The sequence below is a fragment of the Acidithiobacillus sp. IBUN Pt1247-S3 genome (assembly GCF_041146875.1).
Taxonomy (GTDB): domain Bacteria; phylum Pseudomonadota; class Gammaproteobacteria; order Acidithiobacillales; family Acidithiobacillaceae; genus Igneacidithiobacillus.
This window is the reverse complement of sequence record NZ_JBFRXP010000008.1, coordinates 58,507-77,275: the sequence shown is the minus strand read 5'-3', so window position 1 is coordinate 77,275 and position 18,769 is coordinate 58,507. Positions and strand designations below refer to the sequence as shown.

At 58.7% G+C, this 18,769-nt stretch carries 19 protein-coding genes and 1 other RNA gene; 16 read left to right on the top strand and 4 right to left on the bottom strand.

What is annotated here, in order from left to right:
* Positions 1-50: 50 nt before the first annotated feature.
* An RNA gene (gene rnpB / locus AB4090_RS07490) (RNase P RNA component class A) lies at positions 51-396 on the bottom strand.
* Positions 397-495: 99 nt separating this feature from the next.
* Between rnpB and AB4090_RS07485 the strand changes: the two genes are divergently transcribed.
* Positions 496-762: a hypothetical protein gene (locus AB4090_RS07485; protein ID WP_369573250.1), complete on the top strand. Its 267-nt coding sequence runs from the start codon at positions 496-498 to the stop codon at positions 760-762.
* 18 nt (positions 763-780) lie between these two features.
* Here AB4090_RS07485 and AB4090_RS07480 read toward each other — a convergent pair whose 3' ends face one another.
* Both AB4090_RS07480 and AB4090_RS07475 read right to left on the bottom strand, forming a co-directional pair.
* Positions 781-2,484: a long-chain fatty acid--CoA ligase gene (locus tag AB4090_RS07480; RefSeq protein WP_369573249.1), complete on the bottom strand. Its 1,704-nt coding sequence runs from the start codon at positions 2,482-2,484 to the stop codon at positions 781-783.
* A complete protein-coding gene (locus AB4090_RS07475) occupies positions 2,484-3,104 on the bottom strand; it encodes a glutathione S-transferase N-terminal domain-containing protein (RefSeq protein WP_369573248.1) in 621 nt (206 codons plus the stop codon). The genes AB4090_RS07480 and AB4090_RS07475 overlap by 1 nt, the downstream gene beginning before the upstream one ends.
* A 238-nt stretch (positions 3,105-3,342) precedes the next feature.
* Here AB4090_RS07475 and lpxC point away from each other — a divergent pair, with 238 nt between their 5' ends.
* Positions 3,343-4,260, top strand: a complete 918-nt coding sequence (gene lpxC, locus AB4090_RS07470; protein ID WP_369573247.1) for a UDP-3-O-acyl-N-acetylglucosamine deacetylase — start codon at positions 3,343-3,345, stop codon at positions 4,258-4,260.
* On the opposite strand, the gene AB4090_RS07465 is transcribed toward lpxC, so the two are convergent.
* On the bottom strand, positions 4,197-4,712 hold the full coding sequence (locus tag AB4090_RS07465; RefSeq protein ID WP_369573246.1) for a DciA family protein: 516 nt from the start codon (positions 4,710-4,712) through the stop codon (positions 4,197-4,199). The genes lpxC and AB4090_RS07465 overlap by 64 nt on opposite strands.
* Positions 4,713-4,740: 28 nt before the next feature.
* On the opposite strand from AB4090_RS07465, the gene secA reads away from it, so the two are divergent.
* The 14 genes from secA (at position 4,741) to AB4090_RS07395 (ending at position 18,673) form a co-directional block, all read left to right on the top strand.
* Positions 4,741-7,479 (top strand): preprotein translocase subunit SecA, encoded by a 2,739-nt coding sequence (secA, locus tag AB4090_RS07460; protein WP_369573245.1) that lies wholly within the window; start codon positions 4,741-4,743, stop codon positions 7,477-7,479.
* Between the two features lie 9 nt (positions 7,480-7,488).
* Complete coding sequence (gene argJ / locus AB4090_RS07455; RefSeq protein WP_369573244.1) at positions 7,489-8,706, top strand: bifunctional glutamate N-acetyltransferase/amino-acid acetyltransferase ArgJ; 1,218 nt, start codon at positions 7,489-7,491, stop codon at positions 8,704-8,706.
* Positions 8,707-8,709: 3 nt separating this feature from the next.
* Entirely contained in the window at positions 8,710-9,708 is a 999-nt protein-coding gene (locus AB4090_RS07450) for a Nudix family hydrolase (RefSeq protein WP_369573243.1), read from the top strand.
* Positions 9,701-10,663 (top strand): glycosyltransferase family 2 protein, encoded by a 963-nt coding sequence (locus AB4090_RS07445; RefSeq protein ID WP_369573242.1) that lies wholly within the window; start codon positions 9,701-9,703, stop codon positions 10,661-10,663. Before AB4090_RS07450 ends, AB4090_RS07445 begins: the two co-directional genes overlap by 8 nt.
* Complete coding sequence (locus AB4090_RS07440) at positions 10,663-11,379, top strand: polysaccharide deacetylase family protein (protein WP_369573241.1); 717 nt, start codon at positions 10,663-10,665, stop codon at positions 11,377-11,379. Before AB4090_RS07445 ends, AB4090_RS07440 begins: the two co-directional genes overlap by 1 nt.
* A 37-nt stretch (positions 11,380-11,416) precedes the next feature.
* Complete coding sequence (locus AB4090_RS07435) at positions 11,417-11,719, top strand: BrnT family toxin (protein ID WP_369573240.1); 303 nt, start codon at positions 11,417-11,419, stop codon at positions 11,717-11,719.
* Positions 11,700-11,969, top strand: a complete 270-nt coding sequence (locus AB4090_RS07430) for a CopG family antitoxin (protein ID WP_369573239.1) — start codon at positions 11,700-11,702, stop codon at positions 11,967-11,969. Before AB4090_RS07435 ends, AB4090_RS07430 begins: the two co-directional genes overlap by 20 nt.
* Position 11,970: 1 nt before the next feature.
* Positions 11,971-13,059, top strand: a complete 1,089-nt coding sequence (locus AB4090_RS07425) for a glycosyltransferase family 4 protein (protein ID WP_369573238.1) — start codon at positions 11,971-11,973, stop codon at positions 13,057-13,059.
* A gap of 90 nt (positions 13,060-13,149) precedes the next feature.
* Positions 13,150-14,847, top strand: coding sequence for a type I restriction-modification system subunit M (locus tag AB4090_RS07420; RefSeq protein WP_369573237.1), 1,698 nt, complete (start codon positions 13,150-13,152; stop codon positions 14,845-14,847).
* The gene (locus tag AB4090_RS07415) at positions 14,844-15,050 is read left to right on the top strand and encodes a hypothetical protein (protein WP_369573236.1); all 207 of its coding nucleotides are present in this window, start codon (positions 14,844-14,846) and stop codon (positions 15,048-15,050) included. Before AB4090_RS07420 ends, AB4090_RS07415 begins: the two co-directional genes overlap by 4 nt.
* Positions 15,043-15,456 (top strand): HI0074 family nucleotidyltransferase substrate-binding subunit, encoded by a 414-nt coding sequence (locus AB4090_RS07410; protein WP_369573235.1) that lies wholly within the window; start codon positions 15,043-15,045, stop codon positions 15,454-15,456. The genes AB4090_RS07415 and AB4090_RS07410 overlap by 8 nt, the downstream gene beginning before the upstream one ends.
* The gene (locus AB4090_RS07405) at positions 15,440-17,194 is read left to right on the top strand and encodes a restriction endonuclease subunit S (protein ID WP_369573234.1); all 1,755 of its coding nucleotides are present in this window, start codon (positions 15,440-15,442) and stop codon (positions 17,192-17,194) included. Before AB4090_RS07410 ends, AB4090_RS07405 begins: the two co-directional genes overlap by 17 nt.
* Complete coding sequence (locus tag AB4090_RS07400) at positions 17,191-17,772, top strand: hypothetical protein (RefSeq protein ID WP_369573233.1); 582 nt, start codon at positions 17,191-17,193, stop codon at positions 17,770-17,772. Before AB4090_RS07405 ends, AB4090_RS07400 begins: the two co-directional genes overlap by 4 nt.
* On the top strand, positions 17,765-18,673 hold the full coding sequence (locus AB4090_RS07395; RefSeq protein WP_369573232.1) for a hypothetical protein: 909 nt from the start codon (positions 17,765-17,767) through the stop codon (positions 18,671-18,673). Before AB4090_RS07400 ends, AB4090_RS07395 begins: the two co-directional genes overlap by 8 nt.
* Positions 18,674-18,769 lie beyond the last annotated feature (96 nt).

Below are 18,769 nucleotides of genomic sequence, written 5' to 3'. Positions count from 1 at the left end.
AACAACATATTTTTCAAATATTATTGGCAGAATTAACGGCGGGTGGGGAAAAGTGGAGTGAGTCGGTAAGCCGGGTTCTGTCGTGGACGACCATTCCTCTAGGCCGACCCTTACGGGGCGGCTCCAGCAACCTACCCGCGCACGCTGCGGGCCACAGCATGGTGCGCCTATTTGGTCTTGCTCCGGGCGGGGTTTACCCTGCCACTCCCGTTACCGGGAGCGCGGTGCGCTCTTACCGCACCTTTTCACCCTTACCGGCGTTTGCACGCTTAGGCGGTATGTTTTCTGTGGCACTTTCCGTAGGCTCACGCCTCCCGGCCGTTAGCCGGCGCCCTGCCCTGTGGAGCCCGGACTTTCCTCCCCGGATTGCTCCGCGGCGGTCGTCTGACTCACTCCAGGGCGCACTATACGCAGTTTCGCCCGCCGCACAAATCCGCACACGTGGCCGAACAGGAACTATACTGAAGGCAACCAATAACGTGAGGAGAAAATGCCATGATCAGTGACAAGTTTTTGGATGAAGCGCGCGAATTGCCCTCAGTGGTAGCAATGGAACGGGTGGTGGCATGGTCGGTGTTCCGCACGAAAGATGCCGCGCGACAACTCTTGGAACATGTCCACCTGGCTCCTGGTCAAGCACTCGTTGGTGGGCATGGCAAGGACAGTGTGGCGGAGTATTGGTGGGTGGGGGTGCAGGTTCAGAACCTGGAGGCTTGGGGACACAGCAGCTCCGTCAATAAGCACGGACGCATGGGCGATTAGCGCGTCCCGGCAGTGGTATTAGCGACGGAGTTCGGCAAGCTCGGTGGCATAGCATTCTGCCACTCGCCGCCGCTTTACCTTTAGGGTAGGGGTGAGGGTGCCGGCGCTCTCGCTCAGGGCTTCGGGGAGGATGGCAAAGCGCCGCACCTGCTCGAAGCTCGGTAGCCCGCGCAGGGCGACGTCGATGGCTTGGCGCAGAGCCTGCTCAAGGCGACGCTGATCGGGGTTTTCACCTAGCATCGATTGGACGATTTCCGCATTCGGATAGAGCAGAGCGATCAGGTAGGGAAGATGGTCGCCGAAGACGACGGCCTGGGCGATGACTGGCTGACTACACAAGCGCATCTCGATCTTTTGTGGCGCAATGTTTTCGCCGGCGCTGTTGACGATGATTTCTTTTTTGCGTTCGGTAATGTGCAGGTAGCCGTCGTTGTCGAGTTCGCCTACGTCACCCGTGTGCAGCCAGCCATCTACCACGGTCTCGCGGGTCGCTGCGTCGTTGTTCCAATACCCCTGCATGATTGAAGGGCCGCGAACGAGGATTTCACCATCCTCGACAATGCGCAGGTCGAGGTTGGGCAGAGGTTTCCCAACGGTTCCGGGATGAATAGCGTCGAGGGGGTTGGCGGCGATGACCGGACTGGCTTCGGTCATGCCATAGCCCTCGAGAATGGGCAGGCCAAGCTGCAGAAAAAACTTTGCGATGGCCGGATCCAGGGCGGCGCCACCAGAGACGAAATACCCCAGGCGCCCGCCGAGCTTTTTGCGTAGCTGTTTCCGCAGTAAATAGCTGCTCGCCGCCTGTTGCCAGCCGGCGGCAGTCTTTCCCTCCACGCCAATCCCGCGGCGGAGAAATTTCCCCAGCCAGTCGTGGCGATCGTTCAGGGTTCGTAATGTCCGCTCGTACAGCACTTGAAAGATGCGCGGGACGGCGATCAGTAGGTCGGGGCGGGTCGCACGCAGATCGCGCAGCACGGTGTCGGGCCGTTCGGCATAGGCCGTCTCCAGCCCTAGGAGATAGCCGCCAAAATGGCCGGTGGCACGCTCAAAGACGTGACTCAGCGGCAGTACCGACAGGAGCCGTTGTCCCGCCCGCAGTGGTACCAGATGCAAAAAGCCCTCAATATTGCTAAGAAAATTCCCGTGGCTAAGCATGACCCCCTTGGGCCAACCCGTAGTACCAGAGGTGTAGACGATGCTGGCGAGATCTTGGCGCCCTACTGGCTCCACTGGGGGTGTAGGGGATTCGCCGGCACCCAGGGCATCCAGCGCCGTCCAGGTTTGTAGTTCGGCCGCTGCTTCCTGCAGAAAAGTGTGTCCCGGCGCGACGCCCCAGGACGCCGGGTCCAGGCGTGCGTAGATTTCCTGGTTTTGCAGCAGGATGACGCTCGGTGTGCAGTCACCTAGTACGTAATGGATCTCACGCGCCCCAAAGCTCACATAGAGTGGGACGGTAATGGCGCCAATGCTCAGAATGGCAAAATCGAGGATGGCCCAATCGACAGAATTAGACGCCATGAGCAGAACCCGGTCGCCCTTGCGCACCCCAAGACGCGACAGTGCACGTGACCGCCGCCGCACGGCCTCGGCAAAATCGGCAGCGCGCAAAGGAATAAATCGGTCATCTGCACGCATCCAGGCGATGTGCCCATCGGGATCGCGTTGGCAACGGGCAAACAGGCCGGCCGCGAGGTTGTCTTGGCCGGCTACTGAAGCTGCCATTAGCGCAGGGCTTTTTCTGCCGGGGTCAGACTGCGTTGAAAGCTCTCCAAGGCAAAGATCTGTTCCATGTAATCATGGGTGGCCTTAGCGCCTTTGGGGATTTCGATACCCAGGGTGGGGAGCCGCCATAAGAGCGGCGCTAGGGCGCAGTCGGCAATGGAAAGTTCATCGCCAAAAAGATAGCGTTGTTGACTGAATAGGGTGCTGAGCTGGGCCAACGAACGCCGCAGAGAGTCTTTTGCTGCCGTCTGATCTTCCGCACTGAACCCGGGACGGAAGAGCGGGCCGAACCAGTCGCGATCAAACTGCATCAAGCCAACCCGCACGCGTGCGCGCGAGATCGGATCGACAGGAATCAACGGCGGGTGGGGAAAGCGCTCGTCGAGATATTCGATGATCAAAAAAGACTCAATGATGGCCAGGTCGCGGTCGACCAAGGTGGGTACCTCGCCGTATGGATTTAACTCGAATAGGTCGTCTGGCTTGTCAGCGAAGTCGATATCGACTACTTGATATTCCATGGCCTTCTCTTCCAGCACAAAGCGGACGCGATGGGCAAAGACGCAATCCTGCGCAGAATAGAGGGTCATCAGGGTCTTTTTGTTGCTTGGTGTTGCCATGCAAGGGTCCTCAAAATCGGTATAAAAAGTGGTTCGCCGTAATATCGAAAGGCAGAGTGTAGCAGAACGCGCGCGGGAATGGGTGGCCAATCATGAACGAATGTCAAAGTGGATTGTAAGCGCTTGGGGCTGGCGTTACACTGGCGCGACAGGAAAAAGTTGTAACTTCGCAACAGTCGTTGTATCGTTGGTCTTAGTGAAACGTGGGAGGGCGATCCCGGCGATCGCAAAAAGGTATATGATCCAGCAACGCACTCTGAAAAATATGATTTGGGGCACCGGTATTGGCCTGCATAGTGGCAAAAAGGTGTACCTTGGATTGCGCCCTGCGCCCGTGAATACCGGAATTGTGTTCCATCGTAGCGATCTGTCCGGTAATGCCTACATTAAAGCCGATCCTCTGCATGTCGTTGATACGCGACTATCAACCAATATCGGTGATGGCGAAATTCGCGTCGGTACCATCGAACATCTGACGTCCGCTTTTGCCGGACTCGGGATCGATAACGTCTATGTTGACCTGGACGGCGCCGAAGTGCCGATCATGGATGGTAGTGCGGCACCTTTCGTATTCCTCATTCAGTGTGCCGGCGTGGAAGAGCAGAATGCACCCAAGCGCTTTATTCGCATTACCAAGGCGTTGGAGATGCGAGATGGCGATCGCTGGGTGCGGCTCGAGCCTTTCGATGGATTCAAGGTAAGCTTTACCATCGACTTCGATCATCCGGTGGTACGCAATGGCGGCCAAGAGGTGAGTGTCGATTTTGCCCATACCTCTTATCTTAAAGAAGTATCGCGTGCGCGTACCTTTGGGTTCATGCGGGAAGTAGAGACCTTGCGACGCATGGGCTTGGCCTTGGGTGGCAATCTCGACAATGCCATTGTTGTCGATGACTATCGCGTGCTCAACGAAGACGGCCTACGCTATGCCAATGAGTTCGTGCGCCACAAGGTGCTCGATTCTATCGGCGACCTGTATTTGCTCGGTCACCCTCTACTTGGCCATTTTTCCGGTCACAAAGCGGGCCATGCCCTGAATAATCAGCTCCTGCGCCTGCTGCTGCAGCGGGAAGATGCCTGGGAGTATGTCGATTACTCCTCTCCCGAGCGGGCGCCCTTTTCCTTCGTCGATTCGCTGGCCTCAGTGCCTGCCTGATCCAGGGTTTTTACCAAGCGTGTCAGGGCGGCGCCAAGGGCGCCGTCGCTGTTTTCTGCTAGTTGCTTTAGCACTAGGGGCGCTGGTCCCAGTACCTGCGTGGTACTTGGCTCTTGTGCAGCACGAATAGATTGTCGCCAGGGGCGAACCACCGCCTCAATCCGTATTACGGGATCTTGTGGGAAGCGCGTGTTCCAGCGCTGGCAAATACGTTTCTGGTTGCGCCGCAACCAAGCCAACCAGACGCCACTTTCCACCAAGACCTGCAAGCTGCCGCCGCGCCAGTCGACCAGACAGGTACGTTCCTGCGCTTCCAAGCTCAGCAGGGCGTTCCAGTCCTGCTGCCGATGGTGCAGCTCTTGCCCATGACGAAACACGGCGGCGAGCCCTGGGCCGATTTGATCGCGGGCGCGGCGTTTCGCCCGCGCGGGCTTCGTGCTACCCTCGGGCATATTTTTTTGACTTAGAGTTTTGGCATTCATGCTAGGAACCATCATCCGTCATGTGGTGGGCAGTCGCAACGACCGCCTGATCAAGAAAGCCCGCAGCGTTGTCGCCCGGATCAACGGCCTGCAGGAACAGTATCGCGCCATGAGCGACGCTGAGTTACAGGGGCAAACTGCCCTCTTGCGCGAGCGCGTCGATCAAGGTGAGTCGCTCGAAACCGTCCTGCCCGAGGCCTTCGCCACGGTGCGCGAGGCAGCGCGTCGGGTCATGGGCATGTCTCACTATGATGTGCAGCTCATTGGTGGCTATATGCTGCATGAAGGCAAGATTGCCGAGATGCGCACTGGTGAGGGTAAGACCCTGGTCGCTACCCTGCCTGCCTATCTCAACGCTCTTACCGGCAAGGGCGTGCATGTCGTTACCGTCAACGATTATCTGGCTAGTCGCGATGCCGACTGGATGGGGCGCGTGCATCGTTTTTTGGGCCTCTCCGTTGGCACCATCATTGCCAACCTCTCTCCGGAAGAACGCCGGGCCGCCTACGCCGCCGATATTACCTACGGCACCAACAACGAGTTTGGTTTCGATTATCTGCGCGACAACATGGCCTTCTCGCCCGCCGAGCGGGTGCAGCGTGGCCTGCATTACGCCATCATCGACGAGGTCGACTCCATCCTCATCGACGAGGCGCGCACGCCGCTGATCATTAGCGGGCCGACGGAAGAGAACACCGATTTATACAACAAAGTTGACAAACTGATCCCGCAATTCGTTGCCGAAGAAGATTTCACCATCGATGAAAAAGCCAAGCAGGTTCTGCTGACGGAAGACGGCGTCGAAAAGGCCGAGCAGCTGATGATTGATGATGGTTTGCTGCGCGAGGGAAGCCTCTACGACATTCAGAATGTTAGCCTGGTGCATCACCTCAATCAGGGCTTGCGTGCGCATCATATCTACCACCGCGAGACCGATTATATCGTGCGCGATGGTGAGGTCTGCATTGTCGATGAATTTACCGGGCGCATGATGACGGGTCGGCGCTGGTCAGATGGTCTGCACCAGGCGGTGGAGGCCAAGGAAGGCGTGGAAATCCAGAATGAGAGCCAGACCCTGGCTTCTATCACCTTCCAGAACTATTTCCGCATGTACAGCAAGCTTTCGGGTATGACCGGCACCGCCGATACGGAGGCCTTTGAGCTGAACCAGATTTATGGTCTGGAAGTGGTGGTCATCCCAACCCATCGGCCGGTGCAGCGCAACGACTTGGCCGATCAAATCTACCGCACGGCGGAAGAAAAATGGGGCGCCATCATTGCCGATATCGAGGATTGTCGGCAGCGCGGGCAGCCCGTACTCGTGGGCACTACTTCTATCGAACACAACGAGTACCTTTCCCATGCTTTGCGGCAGAAGAAAGTCCCGCATTCCGTGCTCAATGCCAAGCAACATGAGCGCGAGGCGGAGATCATCGCGCAGGCGGGCAAATCGGGCGCGGTGACCATCGCCACGAACATGGCCGGGCGCGGCACTGATATTGTGTTGGGTGGCAATGTGGGCCATCAGGTAGAGATGATCGAGGCGCGCGAAGATCTGGATGATGCCGCCAAGGCCGAACAGGCACTGGGCCTGCGCGATGGCTGGGCGGGGGAACACGAAAAAACCCTGTCCGCGGGGGGGCTGCACATCATTGGCACGGAACGCCATGAGTCGCGGCGGGTAGACAACCAGTTGCGTGGCCGTGCCGGGCGCCAGGGCGATGTCGGCAGCAGTCGCTTTTATCTGTCTCTTGAAGACCCTTTGATGCGCATCTTTGGCAGCGACCGCCTGGGTGGGCTGATGCAGAAGCTCGGTATGCAGCCGGGCGAGGCCATTGAGCATCCCTGGGTGACGAAGTCTATCGAAAATGCGCAACGCAAAGTCGAGGCGCGCAACTTCGATATCCGCAAACAGTTGCTAGAATATGACGATGTCGCAAACGACCAGCGCAAGATCATCTACGCGCAGCGCAACGCCTTCATGGACAGCGACAATCTACACAATGAAGTGGAGACCTTGCGCGCGGATGTGCTCGAAGCCCTGCTCGATGCCTATGCCCCTGCCGGCGTCATGGAGGAGCAGTGGGATATCGAGGACCTGGAGACGGCACTGGAGCGGGTCTTTGCCGAGAGGTTTCCTGTGGGGGAATGGCTAGCTACTGACCGTACTCTCAATCATGCGGGTTTGCAGGAGCGCATCTTGGAGTCGGTGCATGCACGTTGGCAGGAGCGTGAAGCGTTGATGGGTGAAGACATGGCCCGCCATCTGGAAAAGAGCATTACCCTGCAGGTACTCGATAGCCAGTGGAAGGACCATCTGGCGAGCATGGATCATTTGCGCGAGGGGATTCATCTGCGTGGTTATGCACAGAAAAACCCCAAGCAGGAGTACAAGCGTGAGTCGCTAACCCTGTTCAATGCGATGCTGGCGCGGGTGCGCGAAGAGATTGTCAGCACCCTGTCGCACGTGCAGGTCAGCCCGGTTTCCGAGACGCCTACAGAAACCATGGACTGGAGCAGCCTCTTCCCTAGTCGCCCAACGAATCAGGGCCTGGTCTTTCAGCACCCTGATCTGGCCGGTGGCTCGAGCCAGGATGAGGACCTTGATTTGCCGGCAGTGGCGGCCCTCGGTTCGGCGGCGGCGATGCCCTTCCAAACGCACAAGGTCGGTCGTAATCAACCCTGCCCTTGCGGCTCGGGTAAAAAATACAAACACTGTTGCGGTCGCCTTGGCTGAGGAGCCGTCATGCCTGTTGCCCTTGATCCCCCGAGTTCTCTCCTGACAGTGGCTGGTGTGCGGATTGCCGTTACCGAGGCACATATCCGCTATGCTGGCCGCCGCGACCTGACCCTGCTGGCGCTGGCGCCGGGTACACAGGTGGCGGGCGTTTTTACCCGTAACCGCTTTCGTGCGGCACCCGTACTGGTAGCCGAGGCGCACCTTGCCGCTGGGCAAGGCATTCGGGCCCTGGTGATCAATACCGGAAATGCCAATGCGGGAACGGGTGCGCAGGGCCAGCATACTGCGGAGAATAGCTGCCGGGTGGTGGCTGATGCTCTGGGTTGCCAGCCGCAGCAGGTTTTGCCCTTTTCTACCGGCGTAATTGGCGAACCGATAGATCTGGCGGGCAAGATTGCTGCTGCCTTGCCGGCCTGTGTGGCGAATCTGGCCGAGGACCGCTGGCTGGAGGCGGCGAGCGCCATCCTCACCACCGACACCGTTGCCAAGGGCGCCTCGCGACAGCTGGAGATCGACGGCAAGCGCGTGACCGTCACCGGCATTGCCAAAGGCTCGGGCATGATTCGCCCGGATATGGCCACCATGCTGGCCTACATTGCCACCGATGCCGCTGTCGCGCCGGAGGCCCTGCGCCCGATTCTGGAGCAGGCGGTGAATCGTTCCTTTAATCGCATCACCGTTGATGGCGACATGTCCACCAACGATGCCTGCATGCTGATCGCCACCGGGCAGGCCGGCAATGCACTGCTCGCCCTGGCCGATGCCGCGGTCCTGGTGGAAGCGATTACCGCGGTAGCCATGGAGCTGGCGCAGGCCATCGTTCGTGATGGAGAAGGGGCGAGCAAGTTTATCCCCATTCGCGTCAGCGGCGGGCGCAGCGAGGCAGAATGTTTGCAGGTGGCCTACCGCATGGCCCACAGTCCTCTCATCAAGACGGCGTTTTTTGCCTCTGATCCCAACTGGGGGCGCCTGCTTGCCGCCATCGGCTCGGCAGGGATCGAGGATCTCGACGTCGAGCGGGTGCAAATTCACTTGGGCGATCTCTGCATCGTGCAGGATGGTGCCCGTGCCCTCGGGTATACGGAAGAGGCCGGGCAGGCGGTCATGGCCCAGGCCGAGATTCCCATCCATGTCGCACTTGGGCGGGGAACGGCAGAAGAGCAGATCTGGACCTGCGACCTTTCCTATGACTATGTGCGCATCAACGCCGATTACCGGAGCTAGAACATGGCCGTAGTACCCGTGGCCACCGGGGTCTTACAGCGTGCCGACGGGCGGGTGCTGGTGTCGTTGCGGCCGGAAGGCAAACCTTGGCCCGGCTTTTGGGAGTTTCCGGGGGGTAAGATCGAGCCCGGCGAGGCGCCGGAGGCGGCCCTCACGCGCGAGCTGGACGAGGAAATAGGCATTCGTGTTGGGCATGCGGAGCTGCTTCTGCGCCGTGATCATCCCTATCCCGAACGCACTGTAGCGCTGCACTTTTTCCGGGTGCGGAGCTGGGAGGGGGAGCCCTACGGGCGGGAAGGGCAGCAGATTCGCTGGGTGTATCCCTGGGAGATTGCTTCCCTGAATTGTCTGGCGCCTAACCTACCGGTAGTGGCGAAACTGCTGGCCGAAGAGCTGCCACAACCGCCCCTGTGGTTGATCGCCGACCCGGCGCGGGTGGCAGCGGAGCAATTTTTGCCCGCCCTGACCGCAGCCATCGACGGTGGGCTCCGAGGCGTGATCCTGCGCGTCAAGGAAGTCGTGGCGCCGGGATTGGCGGCGGCGATGTCGGTCTTTTTGCGTCAGGCACGGGAGACTGGCGTACAGGTTTTTCTCAATCATCCCGAGCCCTTGCCGCAGTGGCCGTGTACCGGGCTGCACTGGACCGAGGCGCGGCTGCGGGCGGCTACGCATGCGCCGGACTTGCCCTTTGGCGTTTCCTGCCACTCTGCTGAATGCCTGGAACATGCCGCCGAGCTGGGCGCCCGTTATGCCTTGCTCTCGCCGCTTTTTGCCACCCAGACGCATCCCGATGCAGTGGCCCTGGGTGCCGAGCGTTTTGCCGAGATCGTAGCGCCAGCGGCGCTGCCGGTGATCGCCCTCGGCGGGATGACACCCGAGCGGGTGGCAACGGCGCGTGCTTCTGGTGCCCACGGGGTTGCGGTGTTGTCAGGAATTCTTGAGGCCGCTGACCCCGCGGTCGCCACCCGTGCTTTTCTTTCTGCCTGGGACTCCCATGCCTGAACTTTCTGTCGTCATCCCGTTGTACAACGAAATCGAAAACGTGGAGCCCTTGGTAGAAGCCTTGCGCGCCGCGTTAGCTGATGCTGATGCCGAGGTCATTATCGTCGACGACGGCAGCCGGGATGGCAGCGCCGCTGCCCTGGATCGGGCCGCCGAGGCCTGGGGGTCGAGCCTCAAGATTCTCCACCTGCAGCGCAATTTTGGTCAGACGGCGGCCATGCAGGCGGGCATCGATGCCGCCCAGGGAGAGGTGATCGTGACCCTGGACGCCGACCTGCAAAATGACCCCCTCGACATCCTACCCCTGGCCCATCGCCTGCTGGAGGAACGGCTGGACGTGGTCGCCGGTTGGCGCAAGAACCGCCAGGACGGCCTGTTATTGCGCAAGATTCCGTCGCGCATTGCCAATCGCCTCATCCGCCGTCTGACCGGTGTGCGCCTGCATGACTACGGCTGTACCCTCAAGGCCTACCGCGCCTCGGTGCTCAAGGGGGTGCGCCTGTACGGTGAGATGCACCGCTTCATTCCGGCCTGGCTCTCTACCCTCACCTATACGGACCGCATTGTCGAGGTGCCGGTACGCCATCACGCGCGCCGGGCGGGCAAGAGCAAGTACGGGATTTCGCGTACCTTTCGCGTGCTGGTCGACCTCCTCTTCGTCAAATTCTTCTTGGGCTACAGCCAGCGTCCCATGCATTTTTTTGGTGTCGTCGGGCTCTTTTCGCTGTTTATCGGTTCGGGGATGTTGATTTATCTCTTCATCGACAAATTTGCCGAGGGTGCAGCTATTTCTGGGCGGCCCATGCTCATTGCCGGGGTGCTGTTCTTTCTCGCGGGTCTGCAGTTTCTCAATACCGGCATCGTCGCCGAGATGCTCTCGCGCGTCTATTTTGAAGGGCAGGGGAAGACGACCTACGTGCTGCGTAATAGCGTGCACCTCGACCCCGAGTCCTGATGCGCCCCATCCCCATCCTGATGTACCACAATATTGCCGCGGCCCCGCGGGGGGTGAAGCTGCGCGGGCTCTATGTATCGCCGGGGCGTTTTGCGCGGCAGATGCAGCTCTTGCGCCGATTGGGTTATCAGGGCTTGTCCATGGGCGCGGCCCTGCCCTGGTTGCGGGGTGAGCGCGAGGGCAAGGTGGCCGTCGTCACCTTTGACGATGGCTATGTGGACAATCTGGAACATGCCCTGCCGGTGTTGCGCGGCTTGGGTTTCAGCGCCACCTGCTTTGTGGTGAGTGGGGCGGTGGGGAGCTACAACCGCTGGGATGCCGAACAGTTGGGGGTGCGCAAGCCGCTCATGGATGCGACGGGGCTGCGGGCGTGGCAGGCAGCGGGCATGGAAATCGGTGCCCATACCCGCACGCACCCGCATCTGCCGCAGTTGGCGGCTACGGATCTGGAGGGCGAAATCCGTGGCAGTCGGCAGGATCTGGAAGAGCTACTGGGGCTGCCGGTGACCCAATTCTGCTATCCCTACGGCGAAGCCGGCGAGCGGGAGATGACGGCGGCCCAGGCTGCGGGGTATGCCGCTGCGGTAACCGTGCGCCGCGGGCGGGCCCGACCCGGTGAATCCCTCTGGTCCCTGCCACGGGTGAGCGTGGGCGGGCACCACGCGCCCCATGTCTTCCCCTTGCAGATCCTCACCCGGCACGAGGACCGCCATTGAGCTCCGGTCCGCGCTGTTGTATTTTGTGTAGACATTTGTGGTGGATTTTCTCGTGCAGGTAGCTGGCTTTCTTTGGGACACTGGTAATTGGCCTAAGTGCGGCAAGCATGGTGTTTCCCGCGCAGAGATTGAAGCGGTTTTTGCAGGGTGCCCCGCCGTTTTTCCAGATCCTTGCCCGCAGGAACCGAGGGTACGGGCGATTGGCAAAAATGCGCAAGGGCGCTATCTCTTCATTGTGTTTTGCTTGCAAGACTGGGAGGGGCAAAGCTGGATCCGCCCCATCAGCGCCCGTTACATGCATCGGAAGGAGATAGAGCATTATGAGCAACAAACGGCTTAAACCATTGCCGTCCTTGCCGAATGACGAGGCTGCAGAGGCCTTCGTCAGCGAAGCCAATCTCGCGGAATATGATCTGTCCGGTTTTCGGCCGATGGGCTTTGAGTTTTCCCGGAAGGAAGCTGCCTTGAACATGCGTTTGCCTCCGGCACTATTGGAGGCCATCAAGGCCAAAGCGGCGCGTAAGGGGTTGCCCTACACCCGCTACGTGCGGATGCTGCTGGAGGCAGATTTGGCGCGCACGGACAACTGAGGTGCCTGCAAACTGCAGGGGGATTCGCTTACTCTGGGTGGGCACCAATCCGGGGGGCGGTGGGACGGAAACCCACATGATCACCCTTTGTCGTGCCTTGGCCGAGGCCGGTGTCGAGGTCCACGCCCTGGTGCACCCCGAGGGAAAGATTGCGGCGGCCCTGGTGGGCACTGGGGTACAGGTGCACTACGGTCGCTTCCGCAACAGTGCCGACCCCGATGGGCTGCGTGCCCTGTGGCGGGCCTTGCGGGCGCTCCGCCCGCAGGCGGTGGTCGGTAGTTTCAGCAAGGAGTATTGGCCGTTGGCCCTCCTCAGCCGGGCGGCAGGCTGCCCGTTGATCCTGTTCCGCCACATGGACCTGCGCCTGCGTCCCAGCACCCGCTGGCTGCTTGCGCGCTGGCCCCTGCGCCTGATCGCCATCTCTGAATACCTGCGCGAACGTCTGCTGGCCCAAGGGATTCCCGCCGCGCGGGTGGAGGTCTTGCCGAATCCCCTATTCCTGAGCGATTTTGCGCGGGATGTCGAGGCCCGGACGACGGCGCGCCAACGCTTGGGCCTGTCGCCGGAGGATTTTGTCGTGGGCTTTGGGGGCGCCTGGCACCGGGGCAAGGGCGTTTTTGTGCTGGCCGATGCCATCGACGCGGCCCACGCCGTCAACCCCAGGATTCAGGGCCTGTGGCTGGGCGGTGGTGCCCATGAGCCGGACTTGCGGGCGCGCCTGGCGGGGCGGGAATGGCAGCATGTGCAGGGCTGGCAGAACCCGGTCACGCCCTGGTACAGCGTGATGGATGCCCTGGCCTTGCCATCCATTGAACCCGATACCTTCGGCCGCGTTTGTCTGGAGGCCCAAGCCTGTGGAACGCCAGTGCTAGGGGCGGCCATGGGCGGTATCCCCGAGAGCTTTGCGCCGGGGCAAACGGGTCTGCTCCTGCCGCCGGGGGATGGGGATGCTTGGCGCGATGGGGTTCTACGTCTGGCCTCCGACGCCGCATTGCGCGAGGGCCTGGGGGCCGCCGGGCCAAGTTTTGCCGCCGGCTTCGCGGCGGAGCAGATCGCGCAACATTTCTTGGCGACCCTCGCCAGCGCTTGAGGCATCGGGGAGGGCAAGTACCTGCCGCCGGGGCAATGGGGTATCCTTTTTTACGGGATCGTCCATACCGCAGAGTTTTGGGAAGCCGTTATGCACTCCATCGAACAACAGTTTTTCAATGACCTCGAAAAAAAGCTCTGGACCGCCGCCGACAAGCTGCGCTCCAACCTGGATGCCGCCGTCTATAAGCACGTGGTGCTGGGTCTGATCTTCCTGAAATACGTCTCCGACGCCTTCGAGGAACGCCAGAAAGAACTGCGCGAACAATTCCAGAACCCCGACCACGATTACTACATGGACCCCGCGGACTACCCCGAAGACTATGCGGCCGACATCGCCGCCGAACTGGAGGTGCGCGACTACTACACCGAGAACAACGTCTTCTGGGTGCCGCTGGAAGCGCGCTGGCAGACCCTGCGCGACTGCGCCCAGTTGCCGCCCAAGGCACCGCTGCCGTGGAATAAACCGGGTAAAGACGAACCAGAAGAAATGCGCAGCGTCGGCTGGCTGATCGACAACGCCATGGAGGCCATCGAGCGCGAAAACGAGAAAAAGCTCAAGAACGTGCTCAACAAGGACTTCGCCCGCACCCAGATCGACAGCCACAAACTGGCCGACCTGATCGCCCACTTCTCCGATACCGACTTTAACCGTAAGGACTACAACGGCCAGCCGCTGGGCCTCAAAAGCAAAGACATCCTCGGCCACGTCTATGAATACTTTCTTGGGCAATTCGCCTTGGCCGAAGGCAAAAAGGGCGGCCAGTACTACACGCCCAAAAGCATCGTCACGCTCATCGTCGAAATGCTGCAACCCTTCAAGGGTCGGGTGTACGACCCCGCCATGGGTTCGGGTGGCTTCTTTGTGCAGAGCGAGGAATTCATCGAACAGCACGGCGGCAAGATCAACCAGGGCCAGATCAGCGTCTACGGTCAGGAAAGTAACCCCACCACCTGGCGTCTGGCCGCCATGAACATGGCCATCCGTGGCATCGACTTCAACTTCGGCGGCGCACCGGGCGACACCCTGCTGGGCGACCTGCACCCCGATCTGCGCGCCGATTTCGTCATGGCCAACCCGCCCTTCAACATGAAGGAATGGTGGAACGCCAAGCTGGAAAACGACCCGCGCTGGATCGCCGGCACCCCGCCCCAGGGCAACGCCAACTTCGCCTGGCTGCAGCACATGCTCTACCATCTGGCACCGGCGGGCAGCATGGCGTTGCTACTGGCCAACGGCTCCATGAGCAGCAATACCAACAACGAAGGCGAAATCCGCAAGCGGCTGGTGGAAGACGATTACGTGGAATGCATGGTCGCACTGCCCGGCCAGCTCTTCACCAACACGCAAATCCCGGCCTGCATCTGGTTCCTCACCCGCGACAAGCGCAACGGCTTGGCGCTGACCAAAAGCAAACGCGACCGGCGCGGTCAGTTCCTATTCATCGACGCCCGCCAGCTTGGCTACATGAAAGACCGCGTACTGCGCGACTTCACGGTGGACGACATCAAGAAAGTAGCCGACACCTTCCACGCCTGGCAGTTGGGTGAAGGTTACGAAGATGTGGCTGGCTACTGCTATTCGGCATCGCTCGCCGACATCCGCAAGCACGAGCATGTGCTGACCCCAGGGCGTTACGTGGGCGCCGAAGAGCAAGAAGACGACGGCGAAGCCTTTGCCGACAAAATGGCGCGGCTCACAGCGCAACTGGCGGAGCAGTTTGCCGAGAGTGCCAAGCTGGAAAGTGAGATTAAGAAGAATTTGGCGGGGTTGGGGTTTAATTTATGAATAGCGATGAATATATTGCGATTGTCGATGCGCCCTTCGATACAGAAGAAACCCGAAGACCTTTTGGAAAACGCTGGGCCAGTCAGTTGATCACGCTGAAGCAGGAACACCTGACCGCTCTGCAACAAGGCAAGCTATTGGCTATCGACGACCAAGGAGAATATGGGGTTTACCTGAAGTTAGCGGGGGAGAATCATGTCTGAAATCAGTCTGGACGCCTTGTATATGGCGGTTCAAGCCGTGGATGATGCGCTGAGTGACTACCGTTATGCCGAAGAAACCCAGTCTCGCCTGCTGCTGAGTGTTCGCGATGGCGCGATCCAGCGCTTTGAAAGTGCCATGGATCTTTCGCGAAAACTGATTCTGCGTGTGCTCAAAGAGAAGTTTGCGCTCGACGACATAACAGCCAACAACAAAACCTTCATTCGAGAGGCTGCCCGTTTTGGCCTGATAGCCGACGCCGAGGCATGGATGCGACATCTGGCGGCACGCAATCAAACCTCTCATGCCTATGATGCTCAGCTTGCGGCGCAAGTGTTTGAAAAAATTCCCGCCTTTTTGCCCGATGCCCGAGATCTTTTGGTGAGACTCAATGACGCCATTGCTTGATGTGCGCGCCGACCACCTGAAGATCGTTCAGGACATTCTGCATAAGTTTGTCCCGGAGCGTGAAGTTTGGGCTTTCGGCTCTCGCGCCAAATGGCTGGCCAAGGAGTATTCCGACCTCGACTTGTGCGTTGTGGGCGACACGCCGCTCGGCTTTCGCACTTTGGGATTGCTGGAGGAAGCGTTTGAAGATTCCGACTTGCCCTACAAGGTGGATGTGGTGGATTGGGCGACGACCAGTGAATCGTTCAGAAAGATCATTGAGCGCGATCGGGTGGTGGTGCAGAAGGCGGGGCGGGGTTGGGTTATGATTTTTAATCCGCCTGAAATTTATCTTGCAGAAATTGTCACGATAAAGGGAGGGAAGCGCCTTCCTGCAGGCAAAAACCTGCAATCGACACCGTCAAAACATCCGTACATACGAGTTAGAGATGTTGGTCAACGTACCCTTCCAAGAGAAGGAATTGAATATGTTCCTGATGACGTATTCCCTTTGATATCACGCTACATCGTTCAAGAAAACGATGTCGTATTATCAATCGTCGGAACAATCGGGGCGCTCAGCATCGTAGATAAATTTTACGATTACGCATCATTGACTGAAAACTGTGTCAGGTTGACAGGGCTCGATTATCACGACGCACTGTATCTTTACTACTACCTATCATCTCGCCTTGGACAGCAAGAAATTGCGCAAGGCACCGTGGGCGCTGTTCAGCCCAAACTTCCGATCTACAACATCGAAAAAATCAAGGTTCTATGGCCTAAAGACAAAGAAAAACGCAAGATCTTTTCGTATGTGCTTGGTAGGCTGGACGACAAAATCGCCCTCAACCGCCGCATCAACCAAACCCTCGAAGCCATGGCGCAAGCCCTCTTCAAATCGTGGTTTGTAGATTTCGACCCGGTCAAAGCCAAAATCGCCGCCATACAGGAAGGCCGTGACCCGCTGCGCGCCGCCATGCGCGCCATCAGCGGCAAACCCGACGCCGAACTCGACACCCTGACGCCCGAGCCATACGCCCAACTCGCCGCCACCGCCGCGCTGTTTCCAGATGCGATGGAAGAGTCGGAGCTGGGGGAGATTCCGAGGGGGTGGGAGGTCAATCAAATTAGCCAATTTGGTAATGTGGTTTGCGGGAAAACTCCATCGAAGGCAAATCCAGAATATTTTGGTGTGGGCATTCCATTCATAAAAATTCCAGACATGCACAGCAGCGTGTATGTGATAAATCCATCAGAGCAATTGGCTGCACTTGGCGCGGCGTCGCAAGCAAAGAAGACCATTCCCGCTGGCTCAATCTGCGTAAGCTGCATCGCGACCATTGGCAAGGTAGTAATAACGCACGAGCCATCACAAACGAATCAGCAAATAAATAGCATCGTCCCGAATTTTGCTGAGTACACGGTTTACCTGTACTTTCAAATGAGCGAAAAGGAAAAAGAATTTCATGATTTGGCAAGTGGCGGCAGCGCAACTTTAAACATGAACACGTCTACCTTTTCAAAGGTGAACGTTCTTATGCCCGGCTTTGGAATACTGGCGAAATTTAGTTCTTTTGTAGCGCCACTATTTAGTGAGATCTTGTCGAGACAAAAGGAGTCTGCGTTTCTTTCAGAGACACGCGACACCCTCCTCCCCAAACTCCTCTCTGGCGAGCTTTCTGTTGCTGGTGCAGAGCCGCTCACTGATACCACACCATTACAGGAAGTCACTCAGCGCACAAGGAGCCAGCCATGACTTTGAATGCCACTATTCCCGCCTGGAATAACGCGGGTGTGTTACCGCCCGTTCGGCCATCATCGCCAGGGAACAGCGAGGATCGCTCGCCATATTTCGTCGAGCTGACAACGCTGGTGGATCGTTTCGCCATGTCACCGGAACGCATCGTCATATTCGATGGCTTGCTGCGGTTTCGCGCAGACATTCACCGGGCAGGCATAGTGTCTGGTTTTCAGTGGCTGGATGGTAGCTTTCTGGAGCAGGTGGAGCTGCTGGAAGGCCGTCCACCTCGCGATATGGATGTGGTGAGCTTTGTCGATTTATCTGGGGTAGATCAACGTGCTCTCGTCAGGGAGCATTCCACCCTCTTTGATCACCAGCAAGCAAAGGATTGCTATTCAGTAGACGCCTATTTCTTCCAGGTCGGCGGTAGACTTGATGCTGATTCGATCAAGCGAGTGGCCTACTGGTACAGCATGTGGTCGCACCGACGCGATGGGCTGTGGAAGGGATTTGTTCAGATCGAACTTGACCCCGCTCAGGATGCGGATGCCAGAGCAGTTCTAAATCCTCATGGAGGCATTCATCATGAATAACGAAGCCCTCTCACTTGCTTCTGAAATAAACGAACTGGAAACGTTGCTGGCCTCCATCCCGGTAGACAACATCATTGAGCGCATGAGCCTCGAATCGCGACTGGCTTTTGTCCGGGCAGCATTGGCAGCGTTACCACAGCAATTCCGGCAAAAAGCCAAGCTGACCTTTCGTGGCAAGCCTGTGTTCGGCAGTCATGGCATTGTCGCTGACTTCGGTGGCAAGGCCGCTGGCGCTTTCTCTGATGCTTTTGCTGCTGTCGCCGCCGGGTTGAGCCAGGGGTTAAGCGATATGGGTCCCATCCCCAACCGCGACAAGAACCAGTTGCTCATTACCGGCACCGCCATCGGTTCCTTTGGATTTGAGTTCGAATTGCCAGCGCCGGAGTTGATGCTGTTCGATGAGGACTCAAAACCGCAGGATGCAATGGAGAAGATCGAGGCGCTGTTCAGGCTTGCGGCAGAAGGTACCGATGATGAAGTTACCGAAGTCATTGAGGAAGTGCACCCCAGAGCGGTCAGAAAGGTGTACGAGTTTCTGGAGCTGCTGGTACAGCAGCAGGCGTGGTGCGGTCTGGAATTTGCCAATCATGCTTTCCGTTATACGGATCTGGCGCAGATCGAAACATCGTGCTCACGCTTGAAAGCAGACAACATTCAAGAGCGCGAACAAGCTTATCGCGGCGAGTTTCAAGGGGTGTTGCCAGCGGGGCGAACTTTCGAATTCAAACTTGCTGACCAGAATGGGTTAATCAAAGGCAAGATTGACCGAGCCGTTGCAAATGCAGATGTGCTCAACCGGGAATGGCTGCACAAGCCTGTGACCGTAAAGCTCGGTGTCATTCAAGTCGGCCAGGGGCGACCGCGTTATACCTTGATGTCGTTGGATGATGTGAATGGTTGATGCGGATGCTATACAGAGTGACAAATTCACGGCTGCGACTGCTGGACTTCAAAATGAAAACCGACGCGTACACAGAGTGCAGAGGCGTCGGCCGTA